This is a genomic window from Pseudomonas sp. S3_E10 (assembly GCF_054667615.1).
In genome coordinates this window covers 2,695,586-2,711,736 of sequence record NZ_CP162743.1, presented here as the reverse complement: position 1 = coordinate 2,711,736, position 16,151 = coordinate 2,695,586, and the positions used below count along the sequence as shown (strand labels likewise).

Here is a 16,151-nt window from a genome sequence, read left to right as displayed (position 1 = left end):
CAAACGAGCCGGGGACCGCTCTGGCCACTTGATTAAGGAGTTTTGTCTGATGAGTACCAAGAAGCCAGTCGCCCCGCCGAAGAGTGAACTCGCCGGTACCGACACCCTGGACCGTGGCAACACCAACGCCAAGCTGCAGGCCCTGGATGAGTTCCGTTCCGATGCGACCGGCCAAGCCCTGCGCACTAACCAAGGCGTGAAAATCTCCGATAACCAGAACAGCTTGAAGGTGGGCGCCCGCGGCCCGTCGCTGCTCGAAGATTTCATCATGCGTGAAAAGATCACGCACTTTGACCATGAGCGTATCCCGGAGCGCATCGTGCATGCCCGCGGCACCGGCGCCCACGGCTATTTCCAGAGCTATGAGGACCATTCGGCACTGACCAAGGCCGGGTTCCTGCGCACGCCTGAACATAAGACGCCCGTATTCGTGCGCTTCTCTACCGTGCAGGGGCCGCGCGGCTCCGGTGACACGGTGCGTGACGTGCGCGGTTTTGCGGTGAAGTTCTTCACTGACGAAGGCAACTTCGACTTGGTGGGCAACAATATGCCGGTGTTTTTCATACAGGACGCGATCAAGTTTCCTGACTTTGTGCACGCGGTAAAACCTGAACCACACAACGAGATTCCTACCGGCGGCTCGGCCCATGACACGTTCTGGGATTTCGTCTCGCTGCAGCCGGAATCGGCGCACATGGTGATCTGGGCGATGTCTGACCGGGCGATTCCAAAAAGCCTGCGCGCCATGCAGGGTTTTGGCGTGCATACCTTTCGCCTGATCAACACCGAAGGCAAATCCAGCTTCGTGAAATTTCACTGGCGACCCAAGGTAGGCACCTGCTCTCTAGTGTGGGACGAAGCGCAAAAGCTCGCGGGTAAAGACACCGACTACCATCGCCGGGATCTGTGGGAATCGATTGAAATGGGCGATTACCCCGAGTGGGAATTGGGTGTTCAGGTCGTTGCAGAAGAAGATGAGCATAAGTTCGACTTCGACTTGCTGGACCCCACCAAGATCATTCCTGAAGAACTGGTGCCCATTACCCCGCTGGGCAAGATGGTGCTCAACCGCAACCCGGACAACTTTTTCGCCGAAGTCGAGCAGGTTGCGTTCTGCCCCGGGCATATCGTGCCCGGTATCGACTTCACCAATGACCCTTTGCTGCAGGGCCGTCTGTTTTCCTACACCGATACGCAGATCAGCCGACTCGGTGGGCCGAACTTCCATGAGATCCCGATCAACCGCCCGGTCGCGCCGTTCCATAATGGCCAGCGTGATGCGCAGCACCGTACGGTGATCGACAAGGGCCGTGCGGCTTACGAGCCCAACTCCATCGACGGCGGCTGGCCCAAGGAAACGCCGGCAGGGCCGACGGATGGCGGCTTCGAAAGCTATTACGAGCGCGTCGACGCCAACAAGGTGCGTGAGCGCAGTGAGTCGTTCGGTGATCACTTCTCTCAGGCCACCTTGTTTTTCAACAGCATGAGCCAGCATGAGAAAGAGCACATCATTGCCGCCTACAGCTTCGAGCTTGGCAAGGTGGAGCGCGAGCATATCCGTGCCCGTCAGGTGAATGAGATCCTGGCCAATATTGACTTGGAGCTGGCCAAGCGCGTGGCGCAGAACCTGGGCCTGCCGACACCGACCAAGGGCACGGTGCCAGCGCGTGAGTCATCGGTGAAAAAATCACCAGCCTTGAGCCAGGTCAACCTGCTGTCGGGCGATATCAAGACACGCAAAGTGGCGATTCTGGCTGCCAATGGCGTGGACGGCGTGGCGATTGATGCGCTGAAAAAGGCGCTGGAGGTCGAGGGGGCGCATGCCAAGTTGCTGGGGCCGACCTCGGCACCCTTGACCACGGCGCAAGGCAAGACGCTGCCGGTGGATGCGTCGATGGAAGGCATGCCGTCCATTGCGTTTGACGCGGTGTTTATCCCGGGCGGTAAGGCGTCGGTGCAAGCGTTGAGCGGTGATGGTGTGGCGCTGCACTATGTGCTGGAAGCGTACAAGCACCTGAAGGCGATTGCCGTGGCCAGTGACGTGAAGCCATTGCTGGATCTGCTGAAACTGGAGGCGGATGCGGGGCTGATCGTTGGCTCGGATGCGAAAGCAATCAAGGAATTTTTTGCCGCGATTGCACAGCATCGGGTTTGGGATCGTGAGCCGAAGGCTAAAGCGATTCCGGCGTAAGCTATTGGTTGTTTGTTAGATCGCCATCGGGAGCAAGCCCCCTCCCACATTTGAATATGTTCACCGTTCAAAATGTGAGAGGGGGCTTGCTCCCGATGCTTTTAGTCCGCCTTGCGCGGGATCAGCACGATCTGCGCCGGGATCTTCTTGAGGATCTGCCGGTGAATCTTCAGGTCGTACCCTGAATCAATTTTCTTCACCCGCTTGGTCAGCAGCGTGGCCAGCCAGGGGTAATCCTCGGTGCGTGGCGCCTGGATGCTCACGTCGCACTGGTAATTCACCACATCGGTGGCGATTGCATCCAGTTGATGGCGAAGTTCTTCAATATCGGTGAGGTTCAACGCCACAGTGGTGCTGGGCGCCGCCGGGTCGATGACTTTGGCGGCCGGCTTGGCTTCGGCGGCTTTGAGGGCCTCCTCGGCTTTGTCCAGCTCGACCTTGCGGGCGTGCGTGATGGCGCTGTTGACGCCGCCGGTCAGCGCCGGAGCCTTGGGCATCAGCGCGCGGGCGCGGCTCAGGGCGGTGGCGGCGGCGTTGACGTCGCCCTTTTGCAGCACGATCTGACTGCGCTGTAGGTAGGCTTCGGCCAATTGACGTTGGTAAGGCTCCAGCGTGGGGTCGTTAGGCGACTGGGCCTGCAGTGCCGCAAGCTGGTCTTCGGCGGTGGCCAGCTCGCTGCTGGCCAGGTTTTGCTCCAGCTGTGCGATGGCCGCAGCACGCGGGTCCGTGGCCTCGGGGGCGACGGGCGGTGTGCTTTGACAGGCGCCCAGCAGCAGGGAAAATGCGGCAAGGAGCAGATAACGGGAGGTGAACAGCTTCATTCCTGCGACTCTCTATTTGCGCAAAAAGCGAGCAAGTCTACACCCCTCGACGGGGCAGGACAAAACTCAGCAGAAACAGGGCGGCGGCCGTGACCACAATCGATGGCCCGGCCGGCGTGTCCTTGAACCACGACAACGCCAGGCCCCCACATACCGCCAGCATTCCCAGCAGGCTGGCGCCGATTGCCATCTGCTCCGGTGAGCGGGCGTGACGCTGGGCGGCGGCGGCGGGAATGATCAACAGCGATGTGATCAACAATACGCCGACAATCTTCATCGCGACAGCGATCACCACGGCGATCAACAACATCAGGGCCATGCGCAGGGCCGATACCGGCAAACCTTCCACCTTGGCCAGCTCTTCATGCACGGTGATCGCCAGCAGTGGCCGCCACAAGGCGACCAGCAGCACCAGTACAGCGGCGCTGCCGCCGAGGATCCATGCAAGGTCGGTGGGGCTGATCGCCAGCAGGTCGCCGAACAGGTAGGCCATCAGGTCGATGCGCACTTCATGCATAAAGCTCAGCACCACCAGGCCCAGGGACAAGGTGCTCGGCGCCAGAATGCCCAGCAGTGTGTCCGAGGCCAGCGGCTGGCGTTGTTGCAGGGTCACCAGCAGCACCGCCAGCAGCAGGCAGCCCACGGTCACGGCGATGGTTGGGCTCACGTCCAGCAAAAAGCCCATGGCCACGCCGAGCAGCGCCGCATGGGATAACGTATCGCCAAAGTACGCCATGCGCCGCCAGACCACGAACGAGCCCAGCGGGCCCGCGACCAGTGCCAAAGCCAAGCCTGCCAGCAGGGCGTAGAGCAGAAAATCAGCCATGCTTGCAGCCATCTCCATGAACGTGGGTGTGAGGTGCGGTCGGATCGTCAACCACGGCGCCATGCAGGTCGTGAGCGTGGTCGTGATGGTGGTGATAAATCGCCAGGCTCTGGGCGTTCTTGCCGAACAGCTCGACGAATGCCGGGTCGCCGCTGACCTGTTCCGGGTGACCGGAACAGCACACATGGCGATTAAGGCACACCACCTGATCGGTGGTGCTCATGACCAGGTGCAAATCGTGGGAGACCATCAGCACGCCGCAGCCATGACGGTCGCGCAGGCGGGTGATCAGGCTGTACAGCTCGGCCTGGCCGGCGACATCGACGCCTTGCACGGGCTCATCGAGCACCAGCAGTTGCGGCTCGCGCAACAAGGCGCGGGCCAGCAGCACGCGCTGCATTTCACCGCCGGAGATGCTTTGCACCGGGCTGTCGATCACCTGCTCGGCGCCGACTTCCTTGAGCGCCGCCTGCGCACGGGCGCGGTCCACGCGCGGCACCAGCCGCAGGAAGCGCAGCACGGACAGCGGCAGGGTCGGGTCGACGTGCAGCTTTTGCGGCATATAACCGACGCGCAGCCTGGGCTTGCGCCACACGCTGCCGGTGTCGGGCTTGAGCAGGCCGAGCACGGCACGCACCAGGGTGGTCTTGCCGGCGCCATTGGGGCCGATCAAGGTCACGATCTGCCCCGGCTCGACGCTGAGCGCGATGTTATCCAGCACGTTTTGCCCGGCGAACGTGACGCCAACCTGCTCCAGGCGGATTAACGCATTGCTCATCAAGCCCCCTGGCAACCCGAGCACAGGCCGACCACCTCGACGGTCTGCCCTTCGACCTTGAAGCCCACGTCGGCAGAGCTCTTGATAATGGCGTCGCTGATGCTTTTTTGTTCAAGTTCGATGGCCGCATGGCACTCGCGGCAGATCAGGAACTGGCCCTGGTGCGCATGTTCCGGGTGGTTGCAGCCAACAAAGGCGTTGAGCGAGGCGATGCGGTGCACCAGGCCGTTTTCGAGCAGGAAATCCAGCGCTCGGTACACGGTGGGTGGCGCGGCGCGGCGACCGTCCTGCTCGCTGAGGACACCTAGAATGTCGTAGGCGCCCAGCGGCTTGTGGCTCTGCCACACCAGTTCCAGCACGCGGCGACGCAAAGCGGTCAGGCGCAGACCTTTCTGTGCGCACAGGGTGTCGGCTTCCGACAGCGCGGTATGCACGCAGTGAGAGTGGTCATGGGGACGGCTGGCAAGCGGTGTTTTAGGCATGAGCGGCGACAGATATTTGATAGAGACGTTATTATGTTACCCGTTCCTACGCCATTGAGTGGTCATCGTGTCCCGACTTTTTCCCGTTTTTGTCGTTTTTGTCACCAGTTTGTTCTTCGCAGGCCTGGCGCAGGCCGAGGTCAAGGTGCTCACCAGCATCAAGCCACTGCAACTGATTGCCGCCGCGGTGCAGGACGGTGTGTCGGTGCCGGAGGTGTTGTTGCCACCGGGTGCGTCGCCGCATAACTTCGCCTTGCGCCCATCCGACGTACGGCGCGTGCAGTCGGTGGAGCTGTTGTACTGGATCGGGCCGGACATGGAGACTTTCCTGCCTCGCGTACTGAAAGGTCGTACAGCACCGACGGTTGCGGTGCAGGACCTGCCGGGTATGAAACTGCGCCGTTTCGGCGAAGATAGCCATTCTCACGCTGACGAAGCCGACGAACATGACCATGATCACCGTCCAGGCAGCGTCGATGCTCATTTGTGGTTGTCCACGGTGAATGCACGGGTGATCGCGGCGCGCATGGCGGCGGACCTCAGCGCGGCTGACCCGGCGAATGCCGAGCGCTATCAGAGCAATGCGAAGGCCTTTGCCGAGCGCCTGGATGCGTTGGATGCGCGGCTGAAGAAGCGTCTGGCTAGCGTCGATGGCAAACCCTACTTTGTATTCCACGAAGCCTTTGACTATTTTGAAGACGCTTACGGCTTGAAGCACGCCGGTGTCTTCAGTGTCGCCGCCGAAGTACAGCCGGGCGCCCAGCATGTGGCGGCGATGCGTACGCGGTTGCAGGAAGTGGGCAAGACTTGTGTGTTCAGTGAGCCGCCGCTGCGCCCGCGTCTGGCCGAGACGCTGGTGGCGGGGTTGCCGGTGAAATTGGCGGAGCTGGATGCGCTGGGCGGTTATACGCCGGCCACTGCTCAGGGCTATGAGCAGGTTCTGGATAAGTTGGGGAGCGACCTGGCTGGGTGCCTGGAGGCGTTGTAAGACTCAGCGAAAATCAAAACTGTGGGAGGGGGCTTGCTCCCGATAACGGTGTGTCAGCCAGTGAATAAGTAGCTGCACCACCGCTATCGGGAGCAAGCCCCCTCCCACAGTTTTTGCTCTGGTGAGGCAGTTAGAGCGCGAACGGCAGCTGGAGCGTGACCTGCTGGCGTTGCGCCAAGCGGTGTTCGAACTCCGCCGGGTCGTGAATCAACACATCCTGCCCGGCAAACGCTTGGGCTGCGATCAGGCGGGACAGCCAGAAGCGCACGCACGCAACGCGCAGCATAGTCGGCCACAACTGCGCTTCTTTCGCCGTAAACGGCCGCAGCCCGGCATAAGCCCCCAGCAAGGCACGGGCGCGCTGACTGTCGATCAAGCCTTCGGCGTCCGAACACCAGTCATTCAAGGCGATGGCCACGTCGTACAGCATCGGGCCCGAGCAGGCGTTGTAGAAATCGATCAAGCCCGTCAGGTGCGTGCCTTCGAACATCGCGTTGTCACGGAACAGGTCGGCATGCACGTTGGCGCGGGGCAGGGCGAGGATCTGCATTTTGTGCGCCTCGATCTCTTCCAGTGCGGCTCGCAACAGGCGCTGCTGTGAATCGCTCAGGTGCGAAATAAGCTGCGCACCTTCGCTGAGCATCCAGTCCAGCCCGCGGTCGGTCTTGCGTTCCAGTACCTTCTCGCCTTGAGTCGCCAGGTGCAGGTGGCCGAGCAGGTCGCCGACCTGGGCGCAATGTTGGGCGTTGGCGTCCTTGATGTGCTTGCCGGCCAGGCGCGGTTGCAGCAAGGCGGGTTTGCCCTTGAGTTCGCGCAAAGCGATGCCGTCGGTGGTACGAAGCGCGTAAGGCACTGGCAGGTCGGCGTCGTGAAGCACGTCAAGCAGTTCGATGAAGAACGGCATTTCTGCCACGGGGCCGCGCTCAACCAGGGTCAGGACGAATTCGCCCTGTTCCAGGCTGATAAAGAAATTGGTGTTTTCACTACCGGCGGCAATCCCCTGGAAGTCGAGCAGACGGCCGAGCCCGTAAGGGGCGAGAAAGGTTTCCAGCTCGGGCCGAGCCAGGGGGGTGAACACAGACATGGTTAAAACTGCCAGTACGGGCGCCGCACTGCACGGCGCCAATTGAAGTTAAGAAATCATTTCCATTCGAAAATCTTCCATGACGGGATCAGCATATCCGGCTGGTCAGAGCGGATGAAGTTTGCATCGGTGCCGTCCGCGCGTACCAGAAAGTACGGTGGAGCCCCCTTCGGAGTGACCTTGATGGCATACAAGAAGCCGTTTTGGCGGTATTCCTGGATGGTCTTGTCGCCTTCCGTGCGAATGGTAACTTCCGGATCGCCCGAAGGGGCATCATCTGCCGCCATGGCAGCCATCGGAGCGAGTGCAATCAAGCCAGTCAACAGCAGGCGATTGAATGTACGCATGATAACCTTGTCCCTTTGTTTTCATTGGTCCGGCTATTCTAGCGCCTGACCCGCCGAAAAGGTTGATCCTGCTCATGAGCCAAGCGCCCCTCGTCCTGGTGGACGGTTCTTCTTACCTGTACCGCGCCTTCCACGCGCTGCCACCGTTGACCACCTCCAAAGGCCTGCCGACCGGTGCGGTCAAGGGCGTGTTGAACATGCTCAAGAGCCTGCGCAAGCAGTACCCGGACAGCCCCTTCGCGGTGGTGTTCGACGCAAAGGGTGGGACTTTTCGCGACGATATGTACGCCGAGTACAAAGCCAATCGCCCAAGCATGCCCGATGACATGCGCCTGCAGATCGAGCCGCTGCACCAGAGCGTGATCGCGCTGGGCTTCCCACTGCTGTGCGTCGAAGGCGTCGAGGCCGATGACGTGATCGGCACCCTGGCCCGCAGCAGCGCGGCCGCCGACCGTCCGGTGGTGATTTCCACCGGTGACAAGGACATGGCGCAACTGGTCGATGGGCACATTACCTTGGTCAACACCATGACCGGTAGCGCCATGGACGTGGACGGCGTAAAGGAGAAATTTGGCGTCGCTCCGGAGCAGATCATCGACTATCTGGCGTTGATGGGCGATTCGTCCGACAACATTCCAGGCGTTCCGGGTATTGGGCCGAAGACGGCATCCGGCTTGCTGGTGGGGGTGAATGGCGGGCTCAAAGAGCTTTATGAGCAGCTCGACATCGTGCCGACCCTGCCGATTCGCGGCGCCAAGACGCTGCCTGCCAAGCTGGAGGAACACAGGGAGATGGCCTTCCTGTCGTACCAGTTGGCGACGATCAAGATCGACGTGCCGCTGGACGTGGGCCTGGATGATTTGCACCTGATCGAGCCTGATCGTGAAAAGCTGCTTGAGTTGTACACCCTGCTTGAGTTCAAGAGCTGGTACGACGAGATCCAGCGCGATACCAAGCGGGTTGAGCTCAAGACGGCAAACGAGGTCGCGCCTGTCGCCGACGTGTCGGTTGAGGCGGTGATATCCGTGCCGGTGGAGGCGATCTATACGACCATCCTCGATCAGGCCACCTTCGACCTTTGGCTGAAGAAACTCAACGACGCGAAGCTGTTCGCCTTCGACACCGAAACCACCGGAATCGATGCCCATCAGGCGCAATTGGTCGGGGTTTCCTTTGCCGTCCAGCCCCATGAAGCGGCCTACATTCCGCTGACCCATGCCTACGTCGGCGTGCCGGACCAGTTGGATCGCGACACGGTGCTGCGGGCGTTGAAGCCATTGCTTGAAGACCCGACCAAACTCAAGATCGGCCAGCACGCCAAGTTCGACATGAACATCCTGGCCAACTGCGCCATCGATGGCGACCCCACCCAGGGCATCAATGTGCAAGGCATCGCGTTCGATACCATGCTCGAATCCTATGTGCTCAATGCCACCGCGACCCGTCACGACATGGACAGCCTGGCCAAGAAGTACCTGGACTACGACACGGTGAGTTTCCAGGACATCGCCGGCAAAGGCGCCAAGCAACTGACATTCGACCAGATTGCGCTTGAACAAGCGGGCCCGTATGCCGCCGAAGACGCCGATGTGACCTTGCGTTTGCATCAGGCACTGCATGCGCAACTGGCCGCTATCCCGAGCCTGGCCAGCGTGCTCACCGACATCGAGATGCCGTTGGTGCCCGTGCTGGCGCGCATCGAGCGTCAAGGCGCGCTGGTGGACGCGCAATTGTTGGGCATCCAAAGCATCGAGCTGGGGAACAAGATGGCCGAGTTGGAACGTCAGGCGTTCGAAATCGCCGGTGAAGCGTTCAACCTGGGTTCACCCAAGCAATTGGGGGCAATTCTCTACGAAAAGCTGGGGATGCCAGTGCTCAAGAAGACTGGCAAGGGGCAGGCTTCTACCGCGGAAGAAGTGTTGGCCAAGCTCGCTGAAGACGACTACCCGTTGCCCAAGGTGTTGATGCAGTACCGCAGCATGAGCAAGCTGAAGAGCACCTACACCGACCGTCTGCCTGAGCAGATCAACCCGCGTACCGGGCGTATCCATACGTCTTATCATCAAGCCGTGGCGGCGACCGGACGCCTGTCCTCCAGCGACCCGAACCTGCAGAACATCCCGGTGCGCACAGCAGAAGGGCGGCGCATACGCCAGGCGTTTGTCGCGCCCAAAGGCTACAAGCTGCTGGCGGCGGACTATTCGCAGATCGAGTTGCGCATCATGGCGCACCTGTCCAGGGACGAAGGCTTGATGAACGCCTTCCGCCACAACCTGGATGTGCACACAGCCACAGCTGCCGAGGTGTTCAAGGTTGAGTTGAACGAGGTCACGTCCGATCAGCGGCGCAGCGCCAAGGCGATCAACTTCGGCCTGATCTACGGCATGGGCGCGCAAAAGCTGGGCAAGGACATTGGTGTCGATACCAAGACCGCCAAGGCGTATATCGATGTCTACTTCGCTCGCTACCCCGGGGTTCGCGAGTACATGGAGCGTACCCGTGCCCAGGCGTCCGACCAGGGTTATGTGGAGACGTTCTTCGGTCGTCGGTTGTACCTGCCGGACATCCACTCCAACAAGCCTCAAGAGCGCGCGGCAGCGGAACGTACCGCGATCAACGCGCCCATGCAGGGCACAGCGGCCGACATCATCAAGAAAGCCATGGTGCTGGTGGACAACTGGCTGACCGATTCGGGCCTGGATGCCAAGGTAATCCTGCAGGTGCACGATGAACTGGTGCTTGAGGTGCGTGAGGATCTGGTTGTAGAGGTCAGTGAGAAGATTCGCGAGCACATGAGCGCTGCGGCGCAGTTGGACGTGCCGCTGCTGGTGGAAGTGGGCGTGGGTGATAACTGGGACGAAGCGCACTGATTCCGGTGGTTTGCCACCACCTGGCGTGGTGGCAAAGCGCTTTATGTCGGAAAGCGCCGACAGTTATTACCAATAGTTTTTCCAGTTCGCCGGAACTTAACCTGTGAACTGCCACTCAGAGTTACTGAATGGGTGGTGAAGCCCTTCAATGCTCCTATGTTGTGTTAAGTGTTGGCAGATATCTGGACCCCGCCCTAGCGGTCCGGAACTTGAACCCCGAACTTCCCCTCCCCATACGAAGTCCGGGGTTTTTTTTGCCTGTAGAAAAGTTATTGCGCGATTTCCGCGCCCTTGTCCGCCAATTCCATCCAGCCGGCCAGCACGGTGTAAGCGTCTTCCAGGCCCATGCGCTTGGGGGCCGAGAACAACTGGATGGTAATCGCGTCACCCCAACCTTTACGGATGTCGGACTGCACCTTGAGCAAGGTGTTCTTGGCCGCGCCGTAGGTCAGTTTGTCGGCCTTGGTCAGCAGGATATGCATCGGCATGCCGCTGGCGACCGCCCAATCGAGCATCAGCAGGTCGAAGTCGGTCATTGGATGACGGATGTCCATCATCAGAATCAAACCCTTCAAACTCTCCCGGCCGCCCAGATAAGCCTCGAGGTGACGCTGCCAGTGCAGCTTCAGCGGGATAGGGACTTTTGCATATCCATAGCCCGGCAGGTCGACCAGACGCCGATCATCGTCTAGCTTGAAGAAATTGAGCAGTTGCGTGCGGCCCGGAGTTTTCGAGGTGCGCGCCAGGCTGGCGTGGGTCAACGTGTTCAGCGCGCTGGACTTGCCGGCGTTGGAACGACCGGCAAAGGCGACTTCAAAGCCTTCGTCGTCGGGGCATTGGTCAACTTTGGCGGCGCTGAGCATGAAGGTGGACTGTTGGCACAGGCCGAGAATGGGATTCTTGAGTTGCATGAGATTTCCGATGTGGGCGGTGCCGAGAAAGGGTGCGGCAAGCGGTGTCGTTTCCGTTTCAGTAGCGCCAGTATATAATGCCGCAGATTTTGTGTGTGCTTTGTCCCAGCGAAGGATGAGGTTCACGGGAGCGATAGACCTTTATTGCGCATTAGAACGCAAAACGCTCTCAAACCCTGCAAAGGTCGATGTATGACCTGATGGTTGCTCGCTTTTGGTCTCCTGAACCCATTTTTGGCGCTCAGGCTACACAGGAACCGGAAGCTGTGTACAACCGAGTTTGCTTAGGTCGCGCTGCTACTGCGCGTGACCCGGGGTTTCAAGGCAATGCCGCCGCGTGGTTTGTGCATGGACTGCAGTACTGAGGATTACCAGGCCATCATTGAGTTGATGGTGAGTAAACCCGGTAGATAACTCTTAAACCCTTAGCCGTAGTTGGATTAGCTGATGAACAAACTGATCGTGAGTCTGCTGTTGACCTTGGGCATCACCGGTGTTGCCCATGCTGCAGGCGACGCTACAGCGGGCCAGGCGAAAGCCGCCGTGTGTGGTGCTTGCCACGGACCGGATGGCAACAGCCCGGCGCCGAACTTTCCCAAACTGGCCGGCCAGGGCGAGCGTTACCTGACCAAGCAGATGCAGGATATCAAGAGCGGCAAGCGCACGGTGCTGGAAATGACCGGCCTGCTGACCAACCTCAACGATCAGGACCTGGCGGATATCGCGGCGTATTTTGCCAGCCAGAAGGGCAGCGTGGGCGCAGCTGATCCTAAAGTTGTTGCCCGTGGAGAGAAGCTGTTTCGTGGCGGTGATCTGGAAAAAGGTCTGCCTGCCTGCACCGGCTGCCACTCGCCCAATGGCACAGGCAATGCGGCCGCAGGCTTCCCTCACCTGGGTGGTCAGCACGCTCAGTACATCGCCAAGCAATTGACCGACTTCCGCAAGGAAGAGGCCGGCCGCGCTAACGATGGGGATGCGATGACCATGCGCACCATCGCCCGCAAGCTAAGCGACGAGGACATCGCAGCCGTCTCCAGTTACATTCAGGGCCTGCACTGAGGGCTCGCTACGTTAACGCTCGATTAATCCCGCGATGCAAGCATAAAAAGGGTGGCTAAGGCCGCCCTTTTTTGTGGCCGCTGCCGTTACACTAACGAACTCATGTCCGCGTAGACCTGTCACAACTAAAGGTCGCGTGAGGCGACTTTATTTGTCCAGGAGTAAAGCATGCGTAATCTGATCCTCAGCGCCGCTCTCGTCACTGCCAGCCTCTTCGGCATGACCGCGCAAGCTGCCGATGTGCCGCTTGAAGCCGGTAAAACCTACGTTGAATTGGCTAACCCAGTGCCTGTGTCGGTGCCGGGCAAGATCGAAGTGGTGGAGCTGTTCTGGTACGGCTGCCCGCATTGCTACGCGTTTGAGCCAACCATCAACCCATGGGTCGAGAAGCTGCCCAAGGACGTGAACTTCAAGCGCATCCCCGCCATGTTCGGCGGCCCATGGGATGCCCACGGCCAGTTGTTCCTGACCCTGGAAGCCATGGGTGTGGAACACAAGGTTCACAACGCGGTATTCGAAGCCATCCAGAAACAGGGCAAGCGCCTGACCAAGCCTGACGACATGGCGGACTTTGTTGCCACCCAAGGCGTCGACAAAGACAAGTTCCTGGCCACCTTCAACTCCTTCGCCATCCAGGGTCAGATCAAGCAGGCCAAGGAACTGGCGCAGAAATACGGCGTGCAAGGCGTACCCACCCTGATCGTCAACGGCAAATACCGTTTTGACCTGGGCAGCACCGGTGGTCCTGAAGCGACCCTCAACGTTGCCGACCAGTTGATTGCCAAAGAGCGCAAAGCCAAGTAAGGGGCCCGTCATGCGCCGCTGGGGTACCGAACGTGTCGTAGGCCTGCACGACCCGCAGGTTAATGAGCATCACCTGGAGTCCACAGGCTTGGCGGCAGACAGTCGCCTGCGCCTGCTCAGCTTCAATATCCAGGTAGGCAACAGTACCGAGAAGTACCGACACTACCTCACCCGTGGCTGGCAGCATTTGCTGCCCCATAACGGGCGGGCCGGCAACCTGCAGAAAATCGGCGACCTGTTGAGTGATTTCGACCTGGTCGCCCTGCAGGAAGCCGACGGCGGCAGCATACGGTCCGGTTATATCAATCAAGTGGAGCACCTGGCTCACCTCGGCGCCTTCCCTTATTGGTATCAGCAACTCAATCGCAACCTGGGACGCTTGGCGCAGCACAGTAATGGGGTGCTCAGTCGCTTGAAGCCAACGGTCATCGAAGATCACCCACTGCCGGGCCCCAAGGGTCGCGGGGCGATCCTCGTACGTTTTGGCGAAGGGCCTGAAGCGTTGGTGGTGGTGATGATGCATCTGGCGCTTGGTGGGCGTACTCGCAACCTGCAATTGGCCTATGTGCGTGATCTGATCGGCAACTACAAGCATCAGGTGTTGATGGGCGACATGAACACCCACGCCACCGATCTGCTACAGAACTCCCCATTGCGTGACCTCGGGCTACTGGCCCCGCAGGTTGAAGCCACGTTTCCCAGCTGGCGCCCGCAACGTTGTCTTGACCATATCCTGCTCAGTCCCACCCTCACCCTCGAAAGTGTGCAGGTGCTTGCGCAGCCCATCTCCGATCACCTGCCGGTCGCGGTAGAGATTCGTCTGCCGGGTTCGCTCACGGCCGACGCATTGCCCGCGTTGAGCCCAGGCACCAGCGGACCCTTTGCATGAGCGATGACGCCCAGCGCTGGAAAGAAAAATACCTGTTAAGTATCGAGCAACAAGAAAAGCTCGAGCGCCGCTGGGCCGCCCGCCTCGACCTGCTGCGCCGGGGGCTGGTGCGCAGTACTCTGGCGGCGGAAGGCACCGACCGGGCGGTGGACCAATGCATGAAGGAAATGCGCGACGTCGTGCGCACCGACGACATGGACGCCGCCCTCGCCGCCTTGCTGCCGCGCTTGGAAAAGGCCGTGTTGGACTCTGAACAGCGTCGCGAAACCCGGGTTGACCAGATCAGCACCGCGCTGACCTCTCTGGTCACGCAGCTGCAAAAGCTGCCGCTGCCCCGCGAGGTAGCGCGCCCGCTGAAAACCTTCGCCAAGCAACTGGATGGCCGCGTCGGCCAGGCCCGCGAAATTCCCCTGTTGCTCAGCGAGTTGAGCGGCTTGCAAGGGCAAGCATTGAATAACCTGGAGCCGGACGGCGAAACCACGCGCCCTGGGCCGCGGTTGTTGCAGCGTCTGTTTGGGGCCAAGGAGGTCGTCAACGAGGCGGCGGCCAGTGAGCCGGTGCCCGGCCCGACGCCGCAACCCGTAGCGGCCAAGCCCGCCGCTGAGCCGGAGCAGCCTCAGCAGCCTGAGCAGTCCGAGGAACTCACACAAGCCCTGCGGGCCTTTGCGCCACAGGCCGAGAAGCCGGCGGCTCCCCAGCCTGAACCCATAGCATCCGGCAAGATCGACGAGGTTATTGGCGAAACCTTTGTGTACGAAGCGCCAGCTCAAGAAGACGCAGTCGTGGCCTCGGTGAAAAAAGCCGCAGAGCCTGTTGAACCCAAGGTGCCTGCGCCGAAAGCTGAAGAACCTGCTCCCGAAAGCGCCCTTGCCGCCTTCGTCGAAGCGCCCGTGGTTGAGACCGAGGCGCCGGACGAGACGCTCATCGGCAGTCTTTCTCTCCCGCCTGTGCTGGAGACCGAAGAGCCCGACCCCGACGAATTGCAATCGGACGGTTTCTATTCCCTGCCGGACTCACCCGAGCCTTCCTACAGCTCGGTGGCAAAACATATCGAAGACACCCTGCTGGGGCTGCTGGAAGAAATGGCCTTGCCCGAGCGTCATCGCCCCCAGGCCGAAGCCATGCGCGAGCGCCTGGCCCACGGTTTGAACTGGTACGAGCTGCTGCCGATCCTTGATGATCTGAAGGTGCTGATGCTGGCGATCACTGACAGCGGCCAGCACGAATTCGAGGCTTACCTCAAGCAGCTCAACGAACGTCTCGAAGCCTTCCAGGGTCACCTGCAGGTGGCCAGTGATGGCCATGCCGACAGCCGCACCGCTGCGCAGGCGTTGGACTCGCAGATCCGCGAACAGGTCGACGGTCTGCAAAGCAGCGTGCAGGACGCAGCGGACCTGGATAGCCTCAAGCATGTCCTGGAAAGCCATCTTGAGGGTTTGCTGGGCACCATGGATGAACACCAGCAACAGCGTGACCAGCGTGAACAGGAAGTGGCGGCACGCCTGAAAGGGCTGGCAGAACGGGTCGCCAGCATGGAACAGGAAGCCCAGGGCTATCGTGAGCACCTGGAAGTGCAACGCCAGAAGGCCCTGATCGATCCGCTCACTGGGCTGCCCAATCGCGCAGCCTGGAGCGAGCGCCTGGATTATGAGGTCAACGCCTGGCACCAGCGCGGCAACAGTCTGTCGCTGGCGATGCTCGACCTGGACCACTTCAAGCGCATCAACGATGGCTACGGCCACCTGGCCGGTGACAAGGTACTGAAGATCATCGCTAACGTGCTGCGCAAGCGTCTGCGCCCAGGCGACTTTATCGCGCGTTTTGGCGGCGAAGAGTTTGTGCTGCTGATGCCCGACTCACCTCTGACGGATGCTCTGACGGTCGGCGAGGTGCTGCGCAATGCGATTGAGGCCTGCCCGTTCCACTTCAAAGGTGAGCCGGTGACGATCACAGTCTCCATGGGTGTGGCCCAGTTCCAGCCGGGTGAGCGCAGTGAGCTGGCGCTCAAGCGGGCCGACGAGGCGTTGTATCGGGCCAAGGCCGCGGGGCGTAACCAGGTGCAGGCGGCGTAAAAGATGTTCCATTTTGTAATTTGACCGTC

The 16,151-nt window shown here is 60.6% G+C and carries 14 protein-coding genes and 1 pseudogene; 8 read left to right on the top strand and 7 right to left on the bottom strand.

Features of this window, described 5'->3' with window-relative positions:
• Positions 1-49: 49 nt before the first annotated feature.
• The gene (katE, locus tag AB4N98_RS12180; RefSeq protein ID WP_460149469.1) at positions 50-2,191 is read left to right on the top strand and encodes a catalase HPII; all 2,142 of its coding nucleotides are present in this window, start codon (positions 50-52) and stop codon (positions 2,189-2,191) included.
• 101 nt (positions 2,192-2,292) lie between these two features.
• Here the strand turns inward: katE and AB4N98_RS12175 are convergent, their stop codons facing one another.
• The 4 genes from AB4N98_RS12175 to zur are packed head-to-tail and all read right to left on the bottom strand — an operon-like array spanning position 2,293 to position 5,098.
• Complete coding sequence (locus AB4N98_RS12175; protein ID WP_017528741.1) at positions 2,293-3,012, bottom strand: PA5502 family lipoprotein; 720 nt, start codon at positions 3,010-3,012, stop codon at positions 2,293-2,295.
• Between the two features lie 37 nt (positions 3,013-3,049).
• Positions 3,050-3,838, bottom strand: coding sequence for a zinc ABC transporter permease subunit ZnuB (gene znuB / locus AB4N98_RS12170; protein ID WP_017528742.1), 789 nt, complete (start codon positions 3,836-3,838; stop codon positions 3,050-3,052).
• Complete coding sequence (gene znuC / locus AB4N98_RS12165; protein WP_065879187.1) at positions 3,831-4,616, bottom strand: zinc ABC transporter ATP-binding protein ZnuC; 786 nt, start codon at positions 4,614-4,616, stop codon at positions 3,831-3,833. Before znuC ends, znuB begins: the two co-directional genes overlap by 8 nt.
• On the bottom strand, positions 4,616-5,098 hold the full coding sequence (zur, locus tag AB4N98_RS12160) for a zinc uptake transcriptional repressor Zur (RefSeq protein ID WP_017528744.1): 483 nt from the start codon (positions 5,096-5,098) through the stop codon (positions 4,616-4,618). The genes znuC and zur overlap by 1 nt, the downstream gene beginning before the upstream one ends.
• Before the next feature lie 58 nt (positions 5,099-5,156).
• Here zur and AB4N98_RS12155 point away from each other — a divergent pair, with 58 nt between their 5' ends.
• Positions 5,157-6,086, top strand: coding sequence for a zinc ABC transporter substrate-binding protein (locus AB4N98_RS12155; RefSeq protein ID WP_460149468.1), 930 nt, complete (start codon positions 5,157-5,159; stop codon positions 6,084-6,086).
• Positions 6,087-6,216: 130 nt separating this feature from the next.
• Here AB4N98_RS12155 and AB4N98_RS12150 read toward each other — a convergent pair whose 3' ends face one another.
• Both AB4N98_RS12150 and AB4N98_RS12145 read right to left on the bottom strand, forming a co-directional pair.
• Positions 6,217-7,170 carry a homoserine kinase gene (locus tag AB4N98_RS12150; RefSeq protein ID WP_065879185.1) on the bottom strand — a complete coding sequence of 318 codons (954 nt, stop codon included), beginning with the start codon at positions 7,168-7,170 and terminating at the stop codon, positions 6,217-6,219.
• 56 nt (positions 7,171-7,226) lie between these two features.
• Positions 7,227-7,517: a DUF2782 domain-containing protein gene (locus AB4N98_RS12145; protein WP_017528747.1), complete on the bottom strand. Its 291-nt coding sequence runs from the start codon at positions 7,515-7,517 to the stop codon at positions 7,227-7,229.
• A gap of 74 nt (positions 7,518-7,591) precedes the next feature.
• On the opposite strand from AB4N98_RS12145, the gene polA reads away from it, so the two are divergent.
• On the top strand, positions 7,592-10,387 hold the full coding sequence (gene polA, locus AB4N98_RS12140) for a DNA polymerase I (protein WP_017528748.1): 2,796 nt from the start codon (positions 7,592-7,594) through the stop codon (positions 10,385-10,387).
• A 269-nt stretch (positions 10,388-10,656) separates the two neighbouring features.
• Here polA and yihA read toward each other — a convergent pair whose 3' ends face one another.
• Complete coding sequence (yihA, locus tag AB4N98_RS12135) at positions 10,657-11,298, bottom strand: ribosome biogenesis GTP-binding protein YihA/YsxC (protein ID WP_017528749.1); 642 nt, start codon at positions 11,296-11,298, stop codon at positions 10,657-10,659.
• A gap of 204 nt (positions 11,299-11,502) precedes the next feature.
• Between yihA and AB4N98_RS12130 the strand changes: the two are divergent.
• The 5 genes and pseudogenes from AB4N98_RS12130 to AB4N98_RS12110 all read left to right on the top strand — a co-directional run bounded on the left by AB4N98_RS12130 (position 11,503) and on the right by AB4N98_RS12110 (position 16,122).
• A pseudogene (locus AB4N98_RS12130) lies at positions 11,503-11,712 on the top strand (cytochrome).
• Positions 11,713-11,745: 33 nt separating this feature from the next.
• A complete protein-coding gene (locus AB4N98_RS12125; protein ID WP_017528750.1) occupies positions 11,746-12,357 on the top strand; it encodes a c-type cytochrome in 612 nt (203 codons plus the stop codon).
• Positions 12,358-12,525: 168 nt separating this feature from the next.
• Positions 12,526-13,161 carry a thiol:disulfide interchange protein DsbA gene (gene dsbA, locus AB4N98_RS12120; protein ID WP_065879183.1) on the top strand — a complete coding sequence of 212 codons (636 nt, stop codon included), beginning with the start codon at positions 12,526-12,528 and terminating at the stop codon, positions 13,159-13,161.
• A gap of 10 nt (positions 13,162-13,171) precedes the next feature.
• Complete coding sequence (locus tag AB4N98_RS12115; RefSeq protein ID WP_017528752.1) at positions 13,172-14,050, top strand: endonuclease/exonuclease/phosphatase family protein; 879 nt, start codon at positions 13,172-13,174, stop codon at positions 14,048-14,050.
• Positions 14,047-16,122 carry a GGDEF domain-containing protein gene (locus tag AB4N98_RS12110; protein WP_460149467.1) on the top strand — a complete coding sequence of 692 codons (2,076 nt, stop codon included), beginning with the start codon at positions 14,047-14,049 and terminating at the stop codon, positions 16,120-16,122. The genes AB4N98_RS12115 and AB4N98_RS12110 overlap by 4 nt, the downstream gene beginning before the upstream one ends.
• The last annotated feature ends 29 nt before the right edge of the window (positions 16,123-16,151 follow it).